The sequence below is a fragment of the Brumimicrobium salinarum genome, assembly GCF_002844555.1.
In the GTDB taxonomy this organism is placed as follows: domain Bacteria; phylum Bacteroidota; class Bacteroidia; order Flavobacteriales_D; family Crocinitomicaceae; genus Brumimicrobium; species Brumimicrobium salinarum.
On the sequence record NZ_PJNI01000001.1, the window covers coordinates 95029 to 117851 of the forward strand.

Below are 22823 nucleotides of genomic sequence, written 5' to 3' on the forward strand. Positions count from 1 at the left end.
TGCGTCTTAAATCATGAATGAGTTTGTCGGCTCTTATTTCAAATTTAACGTCTTGAAATCGGGTTATCATTCGTAAAAAAATATAATTCTATGAGAATGTAGAATTGAATTGGTCAATTATCATTAAATTTATCGTTTATAATATAGATCGATGTCAAAAAAAGGAAAAAAGGAAAAACCACGTTTTAAGAAATCAGTATCTTCTATTTTGATAATTCTGTTGTGGATAATTGGTTTAATACCACTCTTTTTCATTCTTTATTTACGTTATGTGCAAACTGAAGATGAAGCTTTACCATCCGTGTCTATGTTAGAAAATCAAGAGGAATTATTGGCAACAACGATTTATGCAGATGATGGTGTAACATCAATAGGAAAGTATTGGAAGGTGAATCGAACAAGCGTACCTTATAATGAAATTTCTCCTCATGTTATTTCAGCTTTGATATCTACAGAAGACGAACGTTTTGAAAACCATTCAGGTATTGATGCCAAAGCAGTTGGTAGAGCGTTAGCAAACATGGGAGAAGCCGGAGGTGCATCTACTATAACGCAGCAGCTTGCAAAACTTATTTTCACTTTAAAGGAAAGGGCCGAACGTAAAAAAGCACAACAGGAAAATGCAGGTCCCACTGCTGAAGAGGTGCGTTTACAAGAAATGGGACGTATTGAACGTCGTTTATATGAAAAAGTTAAAGAGAACGTCATTGCATTGCGTTTAGAAAAAAGATACACCAAAAAAGAAATTCTAACCATGTATCTTAATCAATTTGACTTTTTGTACAACGCTGTTGGTATTTCAAGTGCTTCAAAAGTGTACTTTAATAAAAAAGCATCAGAACTAAGTCCAGAAGAAGCAGCTATATTGGTGGGAATGTGTAAAAACCCTGGTTTGTACAATCCGTATGGATTTACTGTCAAAAACTATGTTGACCGAATTGCCAGAAACAAAAACATTTCTAAAGATAAGGTAACCCAAGCGGAAATTGCTGCGGAAAGGGCGGAAGATTCTTTACGTGCAATCTCACGTAGAAACGTTGTACTATATAAATGGTATGAAAATTCAGCTAAAAACAATCCTGCGCTTACGAGTACAATTTCAAAAGCGGAATATGATAGTTTGAAACAATTACCAATCATTACCGATTATCAAACAGTTGACCACAAAGAAGGGCTCGCACCTTACTTTAGAGAATCTCTAAGGTCTACTATTTCAGAAATTTTGAAAGAAAAACTCCCAAATGGAAAATTAAAATATAGAAAACCTAATGATGAGCCTTATAGTATTTATGAAGATGGTCTGCGTATCTACACGACCATTAATACCGATATACAAAAACACGCTGAAAATGCGTTAAAGAAACACCTTGCGAAAAATCTTCAAGAACCTTTTACCAAAAACAATAAACGGACAGATAAATATCCTTTTGCCTACGACATCAAAGAAAGTGTTATAGAAAATTTGATGAATAGTGCTCGAAAACGATCTGAGCGGTATATCAAGGCAAAACTAAGAGATGTTTCAGAAGAAAAGATAATGAAAAGCTTCGAAAAGGAAGTCCCCATGAAAGTATTTTCTTGGAATGGTGAAATTGATACGGTGATGACACCCAATGATTCTATACGCTATTACAAAAATATCATGCGTGCTGGATTGGTATCTGTTGAGCCACAAACTGGTTTTATTAAAGCCTGGGTTGGAGGCCCGGATATTAATCATTTTGCTTATGATCATGTAGCACAAGGAAAACGACAAGTTGGTTCTACCATTAAACCCTTTATTTATTCTGCAGGAATGCAATTTGGTGTGATTACACCCTACGAAACTACACCAAACATTCCTTATTGCGTAGACGTTCAAACAGGAGCTCGACCAGAAGACATGACACAATGGTGTCCTTCAAATTCAGGAACAGATATGGAAGGAGAGCCTGTTACCTTCGAGGAAGGGCTTGCCAATTCCATGAATAATGTTACAGTAGCCGTAATGGCTAAAATGGGAGGCGTTGCTGGTCCAAGAGCGGTAGCAAAACTGATGCGTGATTTGAACATCAACGTTCGAGAAGAAGATGTTGTTCCTGCCATGTGTTTAGGTGTAATGGATTTATCGTTATTAGAAATGGTAGGTGCACAATCGGCGTTTGTCAATGCTGGAATATATACCAAACCTACTTCTATTATTCGTATTGAGGATAGAAACGGAAATGTTATTTATGAGCATGAACCAGAAGCTAAAGAAGCGATGTCTGAAGAATTGGCCTTTGCTACATTAAGTATGATGCGAAAAGTTGTTTTATCTGGAACAGGCGCAAGTCTTCGCGGTACTTGGAGAGGTGACTGGGGTGGAATTACCCAACCAACTGCTGGTAAAACAGGAACGACTCAAAACAACTCCGATGGTTGGTTTATGGGATTAACTCCTGATTTAGTTACGGGTGTTTGGGTAGGTGCTGAAGACATGGCTGTTCGTTTTCGTTCAATGAAATGGGGACAAGGAGCAAGAATGGCACTGCCTATTTATGGCTACATGATGCAAGAAGTGTATAAAGATCCGAATATTCACATTTCTACAGATGAATTTGAAGCACCTTATGGCTATGCAAATTCAATGTATAATTCAGAAAATAAAACCGAAACAAATGAAGATGACGAAGGTGGTCTTGATTTAGGTATTTAAATAAAAATGATATGAGAAAGACGGTAAAGAATGTAGAAGAAGCCTGTGAGGGGATTACCTCTGGCATGACTTTAATGCTAGGAGGGTTTGGGTTATGTGGAATTCCTGAAAACTCTATTGCAGAACTCGTTAAGAAAGAGGTTAAAGACCTAACATGCATTTCTAATAATGCCGGTGTCGATGACTTTGGATTGGGATTATTGTTGCAGAAAAAGCAAATTAAGAAAATGATCTCTTCGTATGTAGGTGAGAATGATGAATTTGAAAGACAAATGTTGTCTGGTGAATTAGAAGTTGATTTAATCCCACAAGGATCTTTGGCTGAGCGATGCAGAGCTGGAGGAGCTGGAATTCCAGCATTTTTCACACCTGCAGGCTATGGAACAGAGGTTGCCGAAGGCAAGGAAGTAAGGGAGTTTGATGGTAAACCTCATATTTTAGAATCGGCATTAACGGCAGATTTTGCAATTGTTAAGGCATGGAAAGGTGACACAGAAGGAAATTTGATTTATAAAGGAACTGCCAGAAACTTTAATCCGCTTATGGCTATGGCGGGTAAAATTACCATTGCGGAAGTCGAGGAAATTGTTCCTGCTGGTGAATTAGATCCAAACGAAATCCATACGCCAGGAATTTTTGTTCAAAGAATATTTCAAGGAGACAAATTCGAGAAAAGAATCGAACAATTAACCGTAAGAAAAAAGTAATACACAAAATATAACCTGCTTTCAAACGGGTAGAAATAAAATTAAGGGTGGAAGTGTGAAGAATTACCGATCGGATTCATGACTTTCACCCTTTTCATTTTCTCATCAGAATCATTCAGAAAACGCTACAAAACACCTATAGTAAAATTCAACTAAAAGTTTATACTCACACCAGGTCCAATTAAAAAGAAAAATTTCGATTCGTTTAAAAAGTACCCCATTCCAGCATAGAGAGGAAATGAAAAACGACGTCCCTTTTTTGTCGGATAAACAGAACCTAATAAAACAATCCCTAAATCTCTTTCTGCATCAGGGTTAAAATTAAATGCGTTTTTAGCTAAAAACCCTGCTCCTACTTTAAAAGGTCGCAACTTTTGTATTTCTCCCCTTTGGTAAAATGAAAATTGTGCCAACATAGAAAGTGAAATACCACTTAAACCAGGAAAACCTGGCTCTCCAACCTTTTTTATGATCAATCCTGCTGGAATAGATAAATCGACATCAAAAGCAATATATTTTGATTTAATAATTTCAACCCTACTGGTATATCCTTGTCCTCCGTAAATATTTTTTCTGTGTCTAATAATCAATTCAACTTTAGCCCAATTTTCAAGGCTATGCGTCTTATTCGAAAGAAAATCATTAACAGAAATAATTTCATTCATACAGCCAGTAGCGCTAGTATAAGAGAAGCTTCTTGGCGAGTTTTCACCCGGACAAATCACAATATCATCAATCACTTGCTTTTCTACCAATTTATTTTCACTGTCAGTAATCCTTACCTCGATTTCTAAAAATTGTTTCCCATACAACTCAAAAGCATCGTCTATTTTTTGATCATTAAACTGAATAATTACATCACCAATTGTACTTTCATGCAGTATAGGCTGTGTAGCTTCAGCGGCAATAACTGGCTTTCCTCCATAATCAATTTCAATAAAATCATGCTTCTTCGGTCGCTGATATTCAATAATATCTAACATTACGCCAGTTTTTTTATTTCCAGAGTAAATATTTACACTCTTTTTTCGAATGTCAATGGGTACTTTCAATAAATAGTGAGCAACGCTTTCGTTTTTTATTATACTATCGGTAGAAACATCAATGAGGTCTTCAAATTTAAAATTTGTTCGACTCAATCCTTCACCCTCTAAGCGAATTTCAACAGTTTCACCAGGGTAAATCTGTTTTGATTTTACCCAACTACCTCCTTGCCGTAAAATACTTACTTGATTAATCTTTGGTTCTGGTACGATATTAATATTGGTGATAAATTTAGGAATATCACCCTCTTTAATGTATAAATATCCAGAGGAAATTTTATGATAATTGTAAGGACGAAACAAACACAACACTTTGTCGTTGCTCAACCTTCTAACGGTATATAACTCTGCAATTAAAGGTCCTCCCGATTCATCAGTAGCTTCTAAGCGATACGTTTTATTGATTGCCAACATACGGTGATTATCAATCTGAAGTTCTACGCCCATAGGATTTTTTGCTTCCCATATAACTTCACGCTCATCAAATGTTAAAAATTTTAACCGCGATCCTTTTGCGTTAAAATTAAAGGTTTGTTGCTCTGTATTGTATTTTGGCCGCCCATTAACCATATTTGGGCGAAACAAATCAACCGAAAAGTCAATCACAATCGAACCCGTTACAGTAGGTAATATTGAAAGCCAAATTTTATCTTCACTTCGATGAATGCGATATTCGTATCCGTTTTTTTTCTTCCACAATGGATTGATAGCAATATTGTCGGAATTATTGGTTACTAATTCGAAACTTTTTTCATCACCTATATATAAATCTCCATCACCAGGATATATGGTAGCGTAAGTATTTGAATAAGGAAAAAGGGGAATCCCCAGAACCCCTTCATCTTTTTGTAATTGAAGATTTAGAAATTCTACTTGAGCAAGGTCTTTAAATTTTACCTTACAATGATAATATCCTTCTATGCGCAGTGTCAATGAATCAATAATCGTATATGCACTATTTTGTTTCAATTGCATTGCAGGGATTTTTCCGCCTACTTTTCTAGGAAAGATTCGAAACTCTACAACTGGAGCATTTTTTGAATATTCAAAAGGCAGTTTCCATTCATTTTCAACATAAACGCGATCTGTAATAAGTTGATAAAAATTTGTATCTATGCGCAATTCTACATTAGAGAAATGAGAAAATAAATTGTTTTGCGCTTTTGCTGTAAAAGTCATCCAACTAAAGACACCCACAAACATTAAAAAGCGTATAACTAACCTCGTATTATCAAACGAGACACGAAAGTGTTTTAATAAATGAAAAGTCATTTTCAAATTAATTTTTGACAAAGATAACCATCAAAAAGCACAATATCGATTTTGAAATCGATGTTGTTGAAATGAAAAGACAAACAATTACAAATAGTAAAACAAATCAACTAGTGGTCATGACAATGTACTTCGAATTGCGTTCCATTTACAATAGTTCCAGACTGTTCAATTTCCTCAAGTTCGTCACCACAATACTCACCAATTTCCACCTCTCCATTAGGTGAATCGTAATGACATTCGGCACATTTCTTACATGAAGTAAAAAATAAACTCGAAACTAAAACTGTACTTAAAACAATACTTTTTTTCATTTTTATTTATTTTAATTTATATTTAATACGGAAGAAAACATTGATTCCTGGCTGGGATAAGCCTAGGTTTTTTAATGCGGATAAATGATTGATATAATCTGTATTTAAAAGATTTCTCACCCCAGTTGAGAAATTTATTCGCTCATTTTTTCCTATTGTGAATTGAGTGGCCAAATTCAACAAATGATAATCCACTGCAGGCGTTTCAAGAACACCTACTCTATTTTGTGGCAGCTGATACGTATGTTCCAAAACAATGTTTTTAAAACGCACCAAATGGTCATTATTAATATCAAAACGAATTGTAGTACTTAAATTAGGTTGAGGAATTAAGCTTAAGGCCTGACCTTGATCATCCTCAGCTAAAGTGATTGAAAAATTTGAATAAATATGTAGTCTGTGAGCACGGTGTGGATGATAATGAAATCCAAACTCCCCGCCATATAAATGAGCGAGGTTCGCTTGTTCAAATTGAAAAACAGGAAAATCACCAGCTACATCAGGAGTTTGTTCAAGATAAATAAAATGCCTAATTCGATTATAATAAGGATTAAAAATAATCTCTAAGTGTTCCAAATGAATTTCGAGCGCTGCATCAAATTGAACTGCATATTCGGGTACCAAATTTTGATTTCCTCTTTCGTACCGCAATGAACCGTGATGTATTCCGTCGGCTTGGAGTTCAGCTAAATGTGGTGCACGATATCCGCTTGAAGCATTGAATCGCACGGATAAAAGCGCAGCATTACGTACAAATCCAGCTGAATAATTCACACCATCAAACTTCCTTTGCAACCCGTTGGTGTTGATATTTCCAACAAGTGCAGTATCCACATCATTGGCATCAAAAACCTGTAAATTTCTTTGATCGTATCGCAATCCACCTTGAAATCTCCATTTTCCTATTTGGTAATCAGCTAAAGCAAAGACACCATTATCAATACTATTTGCATCAGGAATTAAAAATGCCGAAGTAGGAAAACGATTTCTATTAATTTTCACCATTCCCTGAAAACCAGTTTTTAAGCCAATATTTTCTGTTATTTTATAATTCCACCTTAAATTATAAGTTGTATTATTTACATTTAGATGCGTAAAGGGAAAAGTTATTTTTTCATCAAATTCTTTTAAATCATTATTTGTGTTTCCTAATTCAAACATCAACTTAGACCGCTTGAGAAAAAGAGTTTGCTCAATAGATAAGAAATGATCCATGTTATATTGCGCTGGGATAATCCCATTTCTTGACCGCTCTTTTGAGATAAAATCAATACTGCTTGGATTTTCTTTATGTGTATGTCCTGGAATTCCTATACGCCGGAACCCAAATTGATACCGAATATTTAATTGGTAATTGTTGTGTCGATACCCTATATTCGATTTTAAATGAGTACCCCAAAATCTAGAATTTTTAATAAAATCACCTGTGGGCAATTGAAAATCTGAATGATTAATATAATTCGCATAAATATTTGCACGCCATTTTCCCTTGTGCACGCGATAACCAAGTTCACTTGTTGTACCCAAAGAATTAGATTCAAATTTTGTGGAGATATACAACTCTTCTTTCCCTTTTTGAATGTAGTTTTCGTCTAAAAAATGAATAACACCTCCCAAAGCATCTGCACCATAAAGCAAGGAAGAAGGTCCTTTCACAACCTCAACTTTTCCCAATCCTAATTCCGATGCAGCCAAACCATGGTCACTCCCCCATTGTTGATTCTCTATGCGTAAGCCATTATTATAAGTGACTACACGCATTCCCGACAATCCACGAATCACAGGTTTACTTATCCCCATTCCAACAGAGGAAGACTGTACACCTGGAATAATCGACAAGGACGCTCCCAATGTTGTAGCCCCAGTTTGAAATAATTTATCCTTATCGGCCACATAAACTCCCGTAATATTTTCACGCTGTATTTTTCCTTCTGTAGCCGTAATTTGCACCTCTTCCAAGGCCGTGTGCTTTGACTTTAATGTGATAAGCAACTCCTTTTCAGTATATAAATCTATCTCCTTTATTTTTATTTCATATCCAAAAGCGGTAACTTTTATTTTGAGATGTGCTTTTGGTAAATCCATAAATGAAAAATTTCCTAAGCTATCCGTATCCGTAAAAATATTTATATCAGGAAATCCAATTTTAGCAAACGGAACTGCTTGCTTAGTATCTTGATCAATTACTTTTCCTGTTACCTCTTGCGCTTGTCCATAGAAGGACAAAATGAAGTAAATAAAAATGGCTACTTTTGCTTTCATTGGTAAAAATATAGTGCAAATATAATCAAATGCAACAACATTGCATCTACGATATGGAAATTTTAAGAAATAAAAATTTACGGGTAACACCATTTCGAAAAGAAGTGCTTACTATTTTTTTAGAAAATGAACATGCTATTTCTATCCAAGACATTGAGGAGTCTTTGGTTGAGTTTGATCGTATCACACTTTACAGAACAATAAAAAGTTTCACCAACAAAGGCGTAATTCATGAAATTGTAATGCCTGGAGACATAAAAAAATTAGCACTATGCGATCGGGTATGTGATCATGACAGTGGTTTACACGAGCATAATCACATTCATTTTCAATGTCGGAAATGCGAAGAGATTTTTTGTGTTGAACCCCTCGATTTTCCCGAAATAAAAATACCTGGATTTACAATTGAAGAACAAGAGATTCAAGCGAAGGGTGTTTGTAATAAATGTGCTACAGTCTCACAATAAAGAGTCCATTTATATCGACTTCTATGTTTTTGTTTTAACTTTGTTCGCTTAATTATAATTTAATTTCATGTGGTTTAAGCTTTCCCAACTTATATTAAGAAATAGGATTGTTATTATTTCTATAATAGCGGCCTTAACAATCTTTTTTGGATACTTTGCTTTCACAAGCCTTGAGATGGACAACAAGTATGGGAACATGCTTCCAAAGAAATCACCTGCACAAGATGATTATCTTCAATTAAAAGAAATGTTTGGCGAAGACGGTGGAGCACTCGTTTTGGCTATAAAAACAGACAATTTATACACCGAGGAGAATTTCTTGATGTGGAAACAATTGGGAGATTCTATTGCAAAGCTTGATGGTATAAACTCTGTGTTATCAGAAGCAGATTTATTCACCATAAAAAACAATACGCAAAAAGGTAAATTTGAGGCTGATCCTGTTTTTATTGACGAGACCTTCGAAGAAAAATCAATTGACGAAATACGTGAGGAGATCCGACAAATACCGCTTTATGATGGTGTGTTGTATAATGATTCTACACACGTATCATTAATGATGATCAATATTGATGAGGCCTACCTAAGCGACCAAAATAAATCAGACGTTGTACTGGACGCAGAAGCTATTGCACTTGGATATGAGCATGCCTTTGGCAAAATGCACTTTGCTGGTTTACCACACATTCGCGTAGTTATGGGTAAACGGGTGGTAAGTGAAATGTACATTTTCATTGGACTGGCCATTTTTGTAACCTCTTTATTGCTTTACATCTTCTTTCGGTCCTTTAGGGTTGTTTTATTCTGTAACCTTGTGGTTTTTACAGCCGTAATATGGTCATTAGGAAGCATTGGATTAATGGGCTTTAAACTTTCCATTCTCATGGCACTAATTCCGCCATTGATGATTGTTATTGGAATTCCCAACTGCATCTTCTTACTCAACAAGTTTCATCAAGAAGTGAAAGATCACGGTAATAAGATTAAAGCGATTTCACGCGTTATCGCTAAAGTTGGAAATGCCACCTTCTTAACGAACCTTACAACAGCGTTAGGGTTTTCAACATTTATGTTTACCAATTCAGAAAAATTAATTGAATTTGGAACAACAGCGTCACTAAACATCTTATTTGTATTTGTCTTATCTATCTGTATAATTCCAATTCTCTTTTCGTTTTCTAAACACCCAAAATCAAGGCATTTAAAACATTTAGAAAAGAAGTTTTCCGTTTCGATTGTCAATAAGTTGGTTTATCTCACCACCACATACAGAAAGCGCATTTACATTGTAACAATTCTCGTTGTAGGAGTTGCTATTTTTGGCGCTACTAAAATGGAGGCCACTGGTAATTTAACCAGCGATTTACCAGATTCAGATCCAATTTTAAAAGATATTAATTTTATTCAAGACAACTTTCAAGGCGCTGTGCCATTCGAGATTTTAATTGATTATAAAAAAGACGGAAAAAAGTTTGATAAATCTACCTTAAAAAAGGTTGAAACCATTCAGCAGAACCTACTTGAGGATCCAGAGTTTAGTAAATCAATCTCCTTGGTTAACTTCATGAAATTAATCAACATGGCCTATTATGGTAACAATCCTGACATGTATAAATTAATTGAACGAAGAGATATGTTGCGTTTGAAAGGTTATGTTGAAGAATTTCAGGCTGACATGCAGGCAAAAAAGCATGTGCATGAATACCAAGATTCACTTCGTAAAGGGAGAACAAACTATGCAGATTCTTTACTTCTGAACAATCCAAAACTAGCTCAACGCGTTATGGATTTTGAAGTAGAAACAGACAGTTTAGATTCAGTTCCTGCGGATCCATACCCTTCTCAACAACAAATCGAAACATATTTATCTACGCAAAAGGAACATACACATATTTTAGAAACTTCTGAAAAAATGTATCCTGTTGCTGCGGTTGGCTTGTCATTAAAAGAGTTAATTGACACCACCAATACAACCTACAGATTAAGAATGCAAATCAGAGATTTAGGTTCTTATGAAATTGATGAAAAAATTAAGAAGGTCTCCAAAATGATGGATACAATTCTCAATCCCAACTATCAACAAGCAAAAGCTTATTTCAAGATGTTTGAGGAAGGGAATCCCCATTATGCTGATTCAATTTTCGAATTATCGAATACTTACCGAAATAACACCGCAGATCAAATCGCTGATGGAAATGACTCTTTATTATTTCAGTTTGATTTGGATCCAACATTATTAGAACAATACTATGAAAATGCCGAATTTAAAACTGCATTAAAACAGTCCATTGAAAATGAAAAAATGGACTATCTTGTTACAGGAACATCAGTTGTTGCAGCAGAAGGGACTCAATATCTGATAAAGAATTTATTAACCAGTCTGACTATTGCTGTATTCATTATCGCCATTTTAATGGCTTTCCTATTCCGTTCTTGGAGAATGGTCATCATTTCTTTAGTTCCTAACTTTATTCCTTTATTAGTTACCGCAGGAATTATGGGCTTTTTTACCATTCCTGTAAAACCTTCAACCATTTTAGTATTTAGTATTGCTTTTGGTATTTCTGTTGATGACACGATACATTTTTTAGCAAAATATCGTCAGGAATTGAAAGTGCGTAGTTACGATCAACGCGCATGTGTGATTAACGCACTATATGAAACCGGATTGAGTATGTTTTACACATCAATTGTACTCTTCTTTGGTTTTTCAATGTTTGCTTTTTCGCAATTTGGGGGAACAAAGGCTTTAGGACTTTTGGTTTCATTAACCATGCTAATTGCCATGCTCACTAACCTTACAGTCCTTCCTTCATTGTTGTTATCTTTAGAAAATCGTTTAGCTTCCAAAGCATTTAGAGAACCTTTCATCAACATTTATAATGCTGAGGTAGATATTGAATTATCAGAATTAGAAGTTGATCCTAGAACAAGAATTGATTATAATCCTAGTCACCCAAGAGAGGAGGAAGAAGAATAGCAGAAACTTTTTATCAAAAGCCAAATTTAACGCAATGCAACAAGTACAATCATATCAAGAAGTTATAGCGCATAATATCGCTCAATTAAAGCTTCCTGCAACCCCAGAAAATCTGTATGCACCATTGCGATACTTCCTTTCATTGGGCGGAAAAAGAACACGTCCGGCTTTAACCCTTTTGGGATGTAGTTTGTTTGGCACACCAGGAATAAAAGCTATAAATGCAGCCATCGCCGTTGAATTATTCCACAATTTCACTTTAATTCATGATGATATAATGGATGACGCTCCATTAAGAAGGGGAAAGCAAACCGTGCATGAAAAATGGAATAGAGACATTGCGATTCTTTCAGGGGACGTTCTATTTGTGGAAGCATACAGTTATTTGTCCAAAAATGAAGGTGATGTCTTACCCAAATTAATGACCGTTTTTAACACCACAGCCAAAGAGGTTTGCGAGGGCCAACAAATGGACATGGATTTTGAATCTTCGGATGTGATAACAATTTCAGATTACATCGAAATGATTCGCTTAAAGACCTCCGTATTATTGGGTGCAGCTTTAAAAATGGGGGCAATTGTAGCTCAAGAAGATAACGAGAACAACATACAAAACATATATGATTTTGGTGTAAACATTGGTTTAGCATTTCAATTGCATGACGATATTCTTGATGTTTATGCAGATCCTTCAAAATTCGGGAAACAAGTTGGTGGAGACATCTTGTCTAATAAAAAAACATTTTTATTGCTTAAAGCCTTTGAATTAGCAGATACTGCAACCGCAAATCAATTAAGTAATTTGCTTAAAAATGGCAGTGGAAAACAAAAGGTGGAAAATGTTACCGCCATTTACAATCAAATTGGTGTAAAAGAAGCCGCAGAACAGCAGAAACAAACATTTTATCGAAAAGCTTTAGCTAATATGGCTGCAATTGACATTTCTGATGAACACAAAAAACCGTTATTGTCCTTAGCAGAATATTTGATGTCAAGAGACCATTAATGGAAACACAAATTGCATATATAGATAATGAAGTAGCTTTACAGCACACAGTAAAGCATTTACTTCAACAGAAAAGTATTTACATTGACTTAGAATTTGATAAAAATCATTTCAGATATGGTTTTAATCTTTGTTTAATTCAAATTTATGATGGAGAAACATGTTTCTTAATCGATCCATTACCAGATTTAGATATTTCACCACTATTTGAGGTAATTAACCACAGAGAAATTGAGCTCGTTTGTTTTGCATTTAATGAAGATATGCGTCTTCTTCACCACATAGGTGCACAGCCTAAGAACATTTATGATTTATCTGTTGCCACAAGATTATTAAATGCTGAACCCCTTTCTTTAAATAATACCTTAGCGTTATTCCTTAATGATGAACGCTACATTGAGCATAAAAAAAGCCAGCAAAAAAGTAATTGGTTCCAACGTCCTTTATCTGATCAACAAAAGCATTATGCCGCCGAAGACGTGTTATACTTGCCACTTTTGGAGCAAAAACTAAAAAAAGAGCTACAAAAGATGCAGAAGTCCGAATGGATGGCAGAAGAAATGGAATTTTTCGAAAATTACGATTGGAAGAAAGGAGCGACAGCCAGCTTTTTGACACATAAAGATCGTAAGGAACTAACCATGCGTGAATGGATTCGATTTAAAGAACTCATGGTAAAACGAGAGCAATTAGCTGAATCAATTAATAGACCTACATACAAAGTAGTAGACAAAAACATAATGATTGAATTAGCAAAATCGCCTAAAAAAATAGAGAATTGGACAAATATTAAAAGGGTTCACCCTAAGTTCAGAACTCCACAAATACAAGCCCAGCTTCAAGCACAAATCACACAAGCGGAAAAGAAAATTAGAGAAGAAAATATACCCGAAAATCAACCCAGTAAGAAAAGACTTAGCCAAGCAGAAAAAGAAATTAAATCAGAACTTAGAAAAACAATTCAACGCAACAAGGATGCGTTTTTCCTTCCTATTAAAGAAGAGTTAAAAATATCAGAAGGAGAAAATTTGACCAATTATCTTTTGTCAAACCGCAGAATAACAGAAATTATTAGTGGTGATTTAAAGTTGCTTCCCTATCAACTAGATTTAGTAATAAATGCAGCTAAAAAACTGGGACTTTCAATACCGAAATTCCTCATATAAGCCGAAGCTAAATAAATAAAATCTCATAATAATGGCTTTAAAACCCAACCTTTTTCTATATCTTTACGTATATTAGCTAGATAACATTGGAATTATGAAATATTTAACTGGATTTACAATTGCGCTTACTGTCATTTTATTTACTTCTTGTGTTGAACATGAGGTTATTCCTGCGCCAGAACCAAAGGTAGACTTACCAGTCTCGTTTAGTGCTAATTTACAAGGAGCTCCTTACGAATTAATCAAAGATGTAGACGGATATTTCTGCGATGCAACACAAGCAAAGGAAATATTACCTACACCTCAACCTTCAAAAATAATATATTATTCATCTATCAAATCAGACCAAAAGCTAGATTTTGTAAAGATTGGTTTAGGTAAATTAAACTTTAATGCTGATGCAAACATAGATCCTGCATTAGATGCTTTTACAGCTTTTTTCAATAATAATACAAATCCAGACTTTAAAGCAAATGCTGATGGAGGAGTGGAAATTATTTATCGCGATAGTCAAGGCGGTGTTTGGATTAGTGATGAGAACTCAACTCTTCCACAAGACTTCACCTTCACTTCTTTGGTTCAAGAATCAGATGAAAATGGAGATTACATGAAGTTTACAGCAAATTTCAATGTTTCATTAGTTGATGATTTAATAACTCCTACTGATACAATTGTTTTTGAGAATGCTCTTTTTGAAGGCTATTTTAAAAGGTAGTTGTTGATTAACATTATAAGAAAGATGGTTATTCTCAAAGGATAACCATTTTTTTAAGCATAAAAGTCAATTGTTTTGAAAATATATGAATAGACCATTAAAAATTGCGATTGTAGGAGATTATAACTTTACGTTAAAATCTCATGATGCAACCAACCAATCTATAACGTATGCCGCAGATCATTTAGACGCTGTTTTTAATTACTATTGGATTCGATTGCATGAAATCGTAAATTTTAAACCCAATGATTTAAAGAATTTTGATGGGTTTTGGATTGCACCTGGTCCATTTGAAAATAGCTTCTTCTTAAACGGTGCAATTAGAGCACTATTAGAAAGTCAACTTCCGATCTTAATTACTGGAGAAGGATTTAAAATCTTTATTGAAACAATTGTGAAGATGTATAAACTGAATCCTGACCAAGAAAAAGTAGTCTCGAAAAACCTTTCCAGCACGAATACTTTTGAACAAATTAGAGTGATACCAGTTTCTGATAATTTACGCCAATTATATGAACATGAAGAGCGTATAGAATACACGGATTCAAAATTCTCAATATATCCGCAACACATTACAGCGCTGAAAAGTGGCATTATAGACATTGAAGCCATGAATCAATTTGAAGAACCAGAAATTATTAGTCTGAAAGCACAAGCATTTTGTGTAGCCTCGATTAGCTTACCACAAATGAGTCCGTATTCACCTCATCCTTTAATCTTCTCGTTTCTAAATTATATTCAGCAAACCGCGCAAGATAAAAGCAAATAATAGCCAAACAGCTATTAGTTTTCTTCAAAGTAACGCAACACTTCTGGTATTTCAATATTATCTTCAGCCTCGTTATTTTCCGCTTGAAAATAATGAAGAATTGCTTCTTTCATTAAATGTTGCTGCTGACGTTCATCCAAAGGTGGTAATTCCTTTATAAATTCAAAATGAGGCCAATTATCATCATCGCGTCCTATTGTTTTATAAAAACCATACGGTTCCAAAACGGTACACACTGCCACGTGCATTAACTCTGTTTTTTGCCGTTTATTAAATTTCTGATAGCCTTTCCCCAATTCCTGAACCCCAATGAGAAATAATATTGATTGTGTATCCAGTCCACCGCCAAAGGTTTTGTCTAGTTCGGCTACAAGCTCTTTAAATTTTATTTCAATTGCGTAATCCATATCTGTTGAGTTAAAATAGCAGAGGACGTATTGAAACATCCTCTGCTGATAAATGTGTTATGCAAACGCTTCTTCCTCTTCGGTATCGTAAGATGAAATTGCTGGACAAGAACACATCAAGTTTCTATCTCCAAATGCGTCATCTATACGTCGTACAGGTGCCCAAAACTTGTTACGAACCAAATATTCCAAAGGATATGCAGCTTCTTTTGGTGAATAATCATATTTCCAATCTTGATTAATCATACATTCAGCTGTATGCGGTGCATTTTTGAGTAAATTACTGTCTTGATCTGCATGTCCGTCTTCAATGTATTGAATTTCTTTTCGGATATTAATCATTGCCTCACAGAATCGATCCAATTCACCTGTGTCTTCAGATTCTGTTGGTTCTATCATCAATGTTCCCGCCACAGGGAAGGAAACAGTTGGAGAATGGAAGCCATAATCAATTAAACGTTTTGCAATATCGGCAACTTCAATTCCAGCTGTGCGCTTAAATTCACGACAGTCTAAAATCATTTCATGTCCTACCGTATTGTTTTCTCCAGAATATAAAATCGGGTAGTGCTTGCTCAATCTTGCTTTAATGTAGTTGGCATTTACAATGGCAATTTCCGTGGAATGTTTAAGTCCTTTTGTACCTAACATTTTGATGTAAGCATAAGAAATTAATAAGATTAAGGCACTTCCATAAGGCGCACCAGAAATAGCATGAATTGCTTTTTCTCCACCTACACCTTCAACTAATGGACTTCCAGGAATAAAAGGTGCTAAGTGTTTAGCTACACCGATTGGTCCCATTCCAGGTCCACCACCACCATGCGGAATTGCAAATGTTTTGTGCAAGTTCAAGTGACAAACATCTGCACCAATATTCCCTGGATTAGTTAATCCGACTTGTGCATTCATGTTAGCACCATCCATATAAACTTGTCCACCGTGATCATGAATAATCTGTGTGATTTCTTTAATTCCAGCTTCAAAAACACCATGTGTAGAAGGATACGTAACCATAATAGCTCCTAATTTATCGCTGTGTTTTTCTGCATTTTTACGCAAATCTTCAATGTCGATGTTTCCAGCTTCGTCACATTTAGTCACTACAACTTTAAATCCGGCCATCACTGCTGATGCTGGATTTGTACCATGTGCTGAAGAAGGGATTAAACAAATGTTTCTTTGCGAATCACCATTTGATTCATGGTAAGCTTTAATTGCCATTAATCCAGCGTACTCTCCTTGTGCACCTGAGTTAGGCTGCATTGACATTGCGTGGAAACCAGTAATTTCACATAAGTCTTTTTCAAGACCTTTGATCATTTCGTGGTAACCTGTCGCTTGGTTAACAGGAGCAAATGGGTGTAAATTTGAAAATTCTGGCCATGTAATTGGCATCAATTGCGCTGCGGCATTCAATTTCATTGTACAAGAACCTAAAGCAATCATGGAATGAACCAATGAAAGGTCTTTGTTCTCCAACCATTTCATGTAACGCATCATTTTTGTTTCCGAATGATATGAATTGAAGACTTCGTGTGTTAATATTGGATTTTTTCTCGCTAAATCTTGATTTACTTTAGCGCTAATAAACTCAACATCTATCTTCGTTTCTTTTGCTGCAAGACCTAATACAGAAACAAGGCCTTCAACCTCGGCATCATTTGTTCTTTCACCTACACTAATAGAAAACTGATTTTCGTTGATGTAACGCAAATTAATATGATGTTCTTCAGCAACAGTTTTTAACTGCTGACAAGTTAACCCTTCAGGAGTTTCTATCCACAAAGTGTCAAAATAGTCATCATGTAATACTTTATATCCCGCTTTCTCAATGGATTGGTGGATGGTTGCCGTTTGATTGTGAATATTTTGTGCAATATATTTCAATCCTTCTGGACCATGATAAACTGCATACATTCCTGCCATAACAGCCAACAAAGCCTGAGCTGTACAAATATTTGAAGTTGCCCTATCTCTTTTAATATGTTGTTCACGGGTCTGTAGTGCCATTCGGTAAGCTACATTACCATCTGCATCTTTAGAAACCCCGATAATTCTCCCAGGAATATGTCTTTTGTAACTCTCACGCGTTGCAAAATAAGCAGCATGTGGTCCACCGTATCCCATTGGAACACCAAATCGTTGTGTTGAGCCACAAACAACATCCACCCCCATTTTTCCAGGCGCTTCTAATAAAACCAACGACATAATATCGGCTGCCACAGCAACTTTTACATTTTGTTTAGTTGCTTTATCAACAAATCCTCTTAGGTCTTTCACACGACCATAAACATCTGGATATTGAACTAAAGCACCAAAAATGGTATCATCTGTTAAATCATAATTGGTTGGGTCTCCAAACACCAACTCAATTCCCAAGTGTTTTGCTCTCCCTTTGATTACATCAATGGTTTGCGGATAGGTAAATTCAGAAACGAAAAATTTGTTTTTACCAGCTTTAACATCCTTACGTGCTCTTGCGTTGAAGAACATAATCATTGCCTCTGCCGCTGCTGTAGATTCATCTAGCAAAGAAGCGTTGGCAATTTCTAAGCCTGTAAGGTCCATAATCATGGTTTGGAAGTTCAATAAAGCTTCCAATCTTCCTTGGGCAATTTCAGCTTGATAAGGCGTGTAAGCCGTGTACCAACCAGGGTTCTCTAAAATATTTCTTTGGATAACTGGCGGTACGTTTGTCTCACTGTATCCTAATCCAATATAAGATTTGAATACTTTATTTTTCACGGCCAAATCACCGATATGGTCTAAATACTGTTTTTCTGTTAGGGCAGTATCAATGTTTAATTCATTTTTTAATCGAATGTCTTTTGGAACCGTTAATTCCATCAATTCATCAATTGAATCTACTCCGATCTCTGCTAACATGGCCTTTTTCTCATCTTGAGAAGGACCAATGTGTCTTTTTGAAAATGCGTGCATGTAATACAGTTTATTTGAGACTGCAAATATAAGCTTTATAGTATGGAGAATAAAATAATTTGAATTAATAAGATAAGCTTTGATAAAAAGCTTACAATTATTTGATTTTGGAGAAGGAAGAAAAGGGAGTTTGATCAGGAACCCAATTTGTTGACATCCATTGGATTTTAAATATACCATCTTATCCTAACCGAAGTTATCAAATATTAAAATTTAACCCGCTTTATTAACAATATTTATTCCTTCAAGATCTTTCTTTCTCCCACCAATTGTCCATTCTCAGTAAATACCTTTACAAAGTAAACTCCTCTAGATAGAATACTTAAATCAAATGTTTGTCGCATAGATTTACCTGTTTTAGTTGCAATGGTTTTACCGCTAATATCAACCAATTGCATAATTACGCCTGATTCTATTGCATTTTTGTTTTGCATTAAAAGCCCGTTGGCATCTCTTAAATAAAAACCTTTTAAAACGGGTGTTTCAGAAAGATAACTTTTGATAGGCTCATCTTTTTTACAAGAAATAATTATCAGCAATAGTGTTAAAAATAGTGTTGCTTTCATCGTTTATTCTGTAATTATAATCGTTTTTGTTTTCGTGTCCGATCTCAACCCTTTACTTACTGTGAGGTCAATGATGTATTCTCCTGCGCTTTCATAAACATGAACAGGATTGTCATCATCACTAATTGACATATTGCCCAGATTCCAAGAATATTTTTTAGCATCTATTGATAAATTGTTGAAACTCACTTCTTCTCCAGCTTTTCGTTCAAGTCGCGTCCAAGAGAAGTCTGCTTCGGGTTTTGCTGAACAAGCAATTAAAAAAATAATCATGGTATAAAATATAGTTGTTCGTATACTATTTATTCTTTTGCTTTTTTTCATCCTAAAAATTTGATTAAATGGATAACACTTCATTTTGGATCTTTATCTAGAGTTTAATTGGGTCTATATTCACTACACCTAAAAAAGTACTTATCTTAGTTTTTTCTTTTTAATGTTGTTTTCATATTCAAAATAAAGAATATAGTTTTCCTTAGAGGATAAATCATACTGCTCCAAAATTTGATCTACAGGATACAAAATATCTTGTATACTCTTTGCCTTAATAAGAATAAAATTGGGTAAGTCTATCGGGTTTGCTTCAATTTTCCTTTTAGGTGAAACCTTAAAGCCAGTTTGATTTTTGACATCTACTCTGGCAAAGCCAGAGGTACAGAACCAAATATCTTGAGATGAAAAATTAGAAACACTAAAAACAATGGTATTTGTATCAATACCTTTATTAGCTTCTATGTCTACTTCTTGCGCTACATAGATTTTATTACCGTTGTCTTGGTTGGACTTAGTAATATTTAGTGGGTTCTGTGAGAAGGCACTAATACTTGATGTAAGAAATAATAAAACTATTAATCTTGTCTTTAATTTAATTACCATGTCAAATGCTTTAAGGTTAATAATTATTTCAATTCAGAAATTTCTTTTCTCAATAATTCTATCTCCATTTTTAATTCATCTGATTTTTCGTCTTGCTCAATTAAATAAAGCGTTAGCTCTTCAACTTTTTGCATTAAAAGCCCGTTGGCATCTCTTAAATAAAAACCTTTTAAAACGGGTGGTTCGGAAAGATAACTCTTGACGGATTCATCTTTTTTACATGATAGGGTTATCAGGAGTAGTGTTAAAAATAGTGTTACTTTCATAGAGTTTTAATTACATTATTTAAATCGGATTCAACAAAATCACCACTAGGATCTGTATATTTCAAAGGAATATTCAATTTTTACATTTTTTAGGCCAGTTTGGAACGGGAGGTTCTTCTTCAAATTGATTAACCAAATCCATAAAATCAGACTCTTCTAAGATTCTATAATACGTATTTAAATGGCTGTTATCAGGGTTGTTATCTTCAAAAACGACTAAATATGATCTACCTATCATTTTTGAATCTTCTTGACCTATACCATAGGCTCTTAGTTTGGCTGAGTAGCCTACTCCGTCAATATTATAATTATAAGTCACTCTCGTTGGAACATTAACAGAACTTTCAACTTTACCAATTGCATAGCCGTGTTGGCTTTCATAAATTTCGCAAATTCTGTTTTTTTCTTTTCTACAACTTATTAGAATAATTAGTAGAAGCATTAAAAGAATATTTTTTTCATCACTAATCTGTATATTTATTTGTACTGTCTGGTTTTGGGCTGAATTTTTTGAAATGGTAAATTTCATCTTTAGGCCTTACTTCAGTTTTTTCTCCTTTTTGATTTCTATAGCTTTTTGTTATGTGAAATGTTGTATCATTTAGTATTGTTCCTTCACGAACATAAGTTTTTAAAGGCCCACCTGAACTAGTGTACCATTTTTCAAATTTAAAAATATTTTCATCAACCCTATAAACTCCCCAGCAATATATAGTATTCTTTATATCACTATAAAATTCACCTGTTTTAAATTCCTCTTCACGGGTCTCTAAATATTCTTCTTTAATAGTTAAAGCGTGTAAAACAACTCCATTATTATACAAAAATAAAATTGCATAATGATTAGTGTTATCAACAGGATATTTATAATAAAAGTATCCTGATATCTTTAATTCATCGCCGAAATAATCCATTTTTTCCAATGATAGTTCATCATTTTTAAAAAGTGACTTTCCACAACCTATAAGAAGAAATATAAGTATTATAAATACGACTTTGTTCATAATTTTAAGTTTACCATAATGAGTTACCTGTTCCTGTTCCAATATTCCAATACCAACTTGATTTTTTGTTATGATCTTTTGCAAAATGAGGTAATTTCTTTCCTCCACTAAATAGTGCGAAAGCAATATCATGAGCAAAACGGTTTTGAATGGCATGCCTTATTTTTTCAGAGTTTCTGCCAAGTTTTAACCCTGCAAACCCAATGTACGCTACGCCAGAACGATATTCGTCTGGATCATCTCCATATTCATTTTTCAAATAAGTTAATTGACCATTTACGTATTGAGGATTTCTTTCTTCATCAGTAAGACCAGGATCACCAGTATACAAATTAAATCCTACATTAAGATTATATAAAGAAAATTTTCCAGCTGCTGTTCTATATCTATCACCACCATCAGCAGGTAATCCAAACATAAAATCATTTTCGTATTTAAAGTTGATTTTTGGCCCACCTATCGTTATTACATTCGTAGATTGATTATATTTTTTATCTTGAAAAGCATAATTTGTATTTGCTGATTTAATAGGTCCTATACCCACTTCAAAACCATATCTAAACTCCCACCCTTGGTAATTATTTTTATTATCGCTAAAGTGATATGAGATTCCTCCTTCAGCTCTTGCATGAATTAGGAGTTTTTGAGGTACTCCAAAAGAAGCATCAATTCCAATAGAAGTTCCATTTGAACTAGCATTAAAATTGACTTTAAATGCTATTGGAGAGACATATTTCCAAAATGCATATCCAAAATCAGTAAATGCAACTATATCTCCACTAGGATCCGTATATCGCAAAGGGTTATTCCAAACATAACTATATCGGTTATAGCTTTGTGAAAATATAGGATCTTGAACGTATTTGTCAGGACTTAACATTCTCCCTAAAATAGGATCATAAATACGACCATTCATATTGATTAATTCAAAATGCGGTAAGTGTTCATGTCCTGTATAGCCTCGCAACCATGTTGGGGTAGAAGTAAGATTACTGTAAGTCCAATTACTTGAATTTCGATTTCGTCCCCAAGCATCAAAGCTTTGTTCAAGAACAACATCTCCATTCTCGTTTGTTAAAGCTACAATACTTCCTAAATGATCCTTGTAGGTGAAATATGTTTCAGTTGTACTGTTTCCATTTTGTTCTTCTTTTACAACAATAGCCGTCATGCCGTCACTTGCATTGATGTAGTTTATATGTCGGGTAATGTTTCCATCTATTTCCTTTTCGTATAATCCAACGAAATATTTCTCCATTACAATTCCGTTTTGGTCGGAAAAGGAGGTTTTGCGCCTTTGTTCGTCAATGCCATAAAGGAATTGTAAGGAGTAGTCGCCTTTAAAATAGTAGTTTTGATATAATTGAGTAATAACATTCATAT

General features: G+C 34.6%; 20 protein-coding genes. 8 read left to right on the top strand and 12 right to left on the bottom strand.

The features are described from left to right. The first annotated feature begins 151 nt into the window (after positions 1-151). Together CW751_RS00485 and CW751_RS00490 are read left to right on the top strand one after the other, a co-directional pair. Positions 152-2677, top strand: coding sequence for a transglycosylase domain-containing protein (locus CW751_RS00485; RefSeq protein WP_101332995.1), 2526 nt, complete (start codon positions 152-154; stop codon positions 2675-2677). Between the two features lie 11 nt (positions 2678-2688). Then, positions 2689-3384, top strand: coding sequence for a CoA transferase subunit A (locus CW751_RS00490; RefSeq protein ID WP_101332996.1), 696 nt, complete (start codon positions 2689-2691; stop codon positions 3382-3384). Between the two features lie 152 nt (positions 3385-3536). On the opposite strand, the gene CW751_RS00495 is transcribed toward CW751_RS00490, so the two are convergent. From CW751_RS00495 to CW751_RS00505, 3 genes are all read right to left on the bottom strand, one after another. Then, positions 3537-5699, bottom strand: coding sequence for a PX domain-containing protein (locus CW751_RS00495; protein WP_133122084.1), 2163 nt, complete (start codon positions 5697-5699; stop codon positions 3537-3539). A gap of 110 nt (positions 5700-5809) precedes the next feature. Beyond that, the gene (locus CW751_RS00500; RefSeq protein ID WP_101332998.1) at positions 5810-6013 is read right to left on the bottom strand and encodes a hypothetical protein; all 204 of its coding nucleotides are present in this window, start codon (positions 6011-6013) and stop codon (positions 5810-5812) included. Positions 6014-6019: 6 nt separating this feature from the next. After that, positions 6020-8275 carry a TonB-dependent receptor gene (locus tag CW751_RS00505; RefSeq protein ID WP_165779175.1) on the bottom strand — a complete coding sequence of 752 codons (2256 nt, stop codon included), beginning with the start codon at positions 8273-8275 and terminating at the stop codon, positions 6020-6022. Positions 8276-8304: 29 nt separating this feature from the next. Between CW751_RS00505 and CW751_RS00510 the strand changes: the two genes are divergently transcribed. From CW751_RS00510 to CW751_RS00535, 6 genes are all read left to right on the top strand, one after another. After that, positions 8305-8742 (top strand): Fur family transcriptional regulator, encoded by a 438-nt coding sequence (locus CW751_RS00510; RefSeq protein ID WP_101333000.1) that lies wholly within the window; start codon positions 8305-8307, stop codon positions 8740-8742. Positions 8743-8917: 175 nt separating this feature from the next. Beyond that, the gene (locus tag CW751_RS00515; RefSeq protein ID WP_240612508.1) at positions 8918-11722 is read left to right on the top strand and encodes an efflux RND transporter permease subunit; all 2805 of its coding nucleotides are present in this window, start codon (positions 8918-8920) and stop codon (positions 11720-11722) included. A gap of 34 nt (positions 11723-11756) precedes the next feature. Continuing rightward, positions 11757-12728, top strand: coding sequence for a polyprenyl synthetase family protein (locus CW751_RS00520; protein WP_101333002.1), 972 nt, complete (start codon positions 11757-11759; stop codon positions 12726-12728). Continuing rightward, positions 12728-13894, top strand: coding sequence for a ribonuclease D (locus CW751_RS00525; protein WP_101333003.1), 1167 nt, complete (start codon positions 12728-12730; stop codon positions 13892-13894). Before CW751_RS00520 ends, CW751_RS00525 begins: the two co-directional genes overlap by 1 nt. Positions 13895-13988: 94 nt before the next feature. Continuing rightward, positions 13989-14609 carry a hypothetical protein gene (locus CW751_RS00530; protein WP_101333004.1) on the top strand — a complete coding sequence of 207 codons (621 nt, stop codon included), beginning with the start codon at positions 13989-13991 and terminating at the stop codon, positions 14607-14609. An 85-nt stretch (positions 14610-14694) separates the two neighbouring features. Beyond that, positions 14695-15378: a CTP synthase gene (locus CW751_RS00535; RefSeq protein WP_101333005.1), complete on the top strand. Its 684-nt coding sequence runs from the start codon at positions 14695-14697 to the stop codon at positions 15376-15378. 14 nt (positions 15379-15392) lie between these two features. Here the strand turns inward: CW751_RS00535 and CW751_RS00540 are convergent, their stop codons facing one another. From CW751_RS00540 to CW751_RS00580, 9 genes are all read right to left on the bottom strand, one after another. Further along, complete coding sequence (locus tag CW751_RS00540; protein ID WP_205677761.1) at positions 15393-15785, bottom strand: hypothetical protein; 393 nt, start codon at positions 15783-15785, stop codon at positions 15393-15395. 57 nt (positions 15786-15842) lie between these two features. Further along, complete coding sequence (gcvP, locus tag CW751_RS00545) at positions 15843-18728, bottom strand: aminomethyl-transferring glycine dehydrogenase (protein WP_101333006.1); 2886 nt, start codon at positions 18726-18728, stop codon at positions 15843-15845. A 236-nt stretch (positions 18729-18964) separates the two neighbouring features. Then, positions 18965-19294 carry a T9SS type A sorting domain-containing protein gene (locus CW751_RS00550; protein ID WP_101333007.1) on the bottom strand — a complete coding sequence of 110 codons (330 nt, stop codon included), beginning with the start codon at positions 19292-19294 and terminating at the stop codon, positions 18965-18967. 3 nt (positions 19295-19297) lie between these two features. Beyond that, positions 19298-19618, bottom strand: a complete 321-nt coding sequence (locus CW751_RS00555) for a PKD domain-containing protein (protein ID WP_165779177.1) — start codon at positions 19616-19618, stop codon at positions 19298-19300. A 90-nt stretch (positions 19619-19708) separates the two neighbouring features. Next, positions 19709-20170 carry a hypothetical protein gene (locus tag CW751_RS00560; protein ID WP_101333009.1) on the bottom strand — a complete coding sequence of 154 codons (462 nt, stop codon included), beginning with the start codon at positions 20168-20170 and terminating at the stop codon, positions 19709-19711. Positions 20171-20193: 23 nt separating this feature from the next. Then, entirely contained in the window at positions 20194-20436 is a 243-nt protein-coding gene (locus CW751_RS00565; RefSeq protein ID WP_101333010.1) for a hypothetical protein, read from the bottom strand. Between the two features lie 73 nt (positions 20437-20509). Continuing rightward, entirely contained in the window at positions 20510-20878 is a 369-nt protein-coding gene (locus CW751_RS00570) for a hypothetical protein (protein ID WP_101333011.1), read from the bottom strand. 22 nt (positions 20879-20900) lie between these two features. Next, a complete protein-coding gene (locus CW751_RS00575; RefSeq protein ID WP_133122085.1) occupies positions 20901-21440 on the bottom strand; it encodes a hypothetical protein in 540 nt (179 codons plus the stop codon). A gap of 10 nt (positions 21441-21450) precedes the next feature. Then, complete coding sequence (locus CW751_RS00580; protein ID WP_165779178.1) at positions 21451-22698, bottom strand: polymorphic toxin type 23 domain-containing protein; 1248 nt, start codon at positions 22696-22698, stop codon at positions 21451-21453. Between the last annotated feature and the right edge of the window lie 125 nt (positions 22699-22823).

Bases quoted from the DNA above. Each gene is read 5' to 3' on its own strand.
- CW751_RS00520 (WP_101333002.1), top strand. From the start codon at position 11,757: ATGCAACAAGTACAATCATATCAAGAAGTTATAGCGCATAATATCGCT.
- CW751_RS00570 (WP_101333011.1), bottom strand. From the start codon at position 20,878: ATGCTTCTACTAATTATTCTAATAAGTTGTAGAAAAGAAAAAAACAGA.
- CW751_RS00510 (WP_101333000.1), top strand. From the start codon at position 8,305: ATGCAACAACATTGCATCTACGATATGGAAATTTTAAGAAATAAAAAT.
- CW751_RS00550 (WP_101333007.1), bottom strand. From the start codon at position 19,294: ATGAAAGCAACACTATTTTTAACACTATTGCTGATAATTATTTCTTGT.
- CW751_RS00560 (WP_101333009.1), bottom strand. From the start codon at position 20,170: ATGGTAATTAAATTAAAGACAAGATTAATAGTTTTATTATTTCTTACA.
- CW751_RS00505 (WP_165779175.1), bottom strand. From the start codon at position 8,275: ATGAAAGCAAAAGTAGCCATTTTTATTTACTTCATTTTGTCCTTCTAT.
- CW751_RS00500 (WP_101332998.1), bottom strand. From the start codon at position 6,013: ATGAAAAAAAGTATTGTTTTAAGTACAGTTTTAGTTTCGAGTTTATTT.
- CW751_RS00555 (WP_165779177.1), bottom strand. From the start codon at position 19,618: ATGAAAAAAAGCAAAAGAATAAATAGTATACGAACAACTATATTTTAT.
- CW751_RS00530 (WP_101333004.1), top strand. From the start codon at position 13,989: ATGAAATATTTAACTGGATTTACAATTGCGCTTACTGTCATTTTATTT.
- CW751_RS00575 (WP_133122085.1), bottom strand. From the start codon at position 21,440: ATGAACAAAGTCGTATTTATAATACTTATATTTCTTCTTATAGGTTGT.
- CW751_RS00535 (WP_101333005.1), top strand. From the start codon at position 14,695: ATGAATAGACCATTAAAAATTGCGATTGTAGGAGATTATAACTTTACG.
- CW751_RS00580 (WP_165779178.1), bottom strand. From the start codon at position 22,698: ATGGAGAAATATTTCGTTGGATTATACGAAAAGGAAATAGATGGAAAC.
- CW751_RS00485 (WP_101332995.1), top strand. From the start codon at position 152: ATGTCAAAAAAAGGAAAAAAGGAAAAACCACGTTTTAAGAAATCAGTA.
- CW751_RS00490 (WP_101332996.1), top strand. From the start codon at position 2,689: ATGAGAAAGACGGTAAAGAATGTAGAAGAAGCCTGTGAGGGGATTACC.
- CW751_RS00495 (WP_133122084.1), bottom strand. From the start codon at position 5,699: ATGACTTTTCATTTATTAAAACACTTTCGTGTCTCGTTTGATAATACG.
- CW751_RS00540 (WP_205677761.1), bottom strand. From the start codon at position 15,785: ATGGATTACGCAATTGAAATAAAATTTAAAGAGCTTGTAGCCGAACTA.
- CW751_RS00515 (WP_240612508.1), top strand. From the start codon at position 8,918: ATGGACAACAAGTATGGGAACATGCTTCCAAAGAAATCACCTGCACAA.
- gcvP (WP_101333006.1), bottom strand. From the start codon at position 18,728: ATGCACGCATTTTCAAAAAGACACATTGGTCCTTCTCAAGATGAGAAA.
- CW751_RS00525 (WP_101333003.1), top strand. From the start codon at position 12,728: ATGGAAACACAAATTGCATATATAGATAATGAAGTAGCTTTACAGCAC.
- CW751_RS00565 (WP_101333010.1), bottom strand. From the start codon at position 20,436: ATGAAAGTAACACTATTTTTAACACTACTCCTGATAACCCTATCATGT.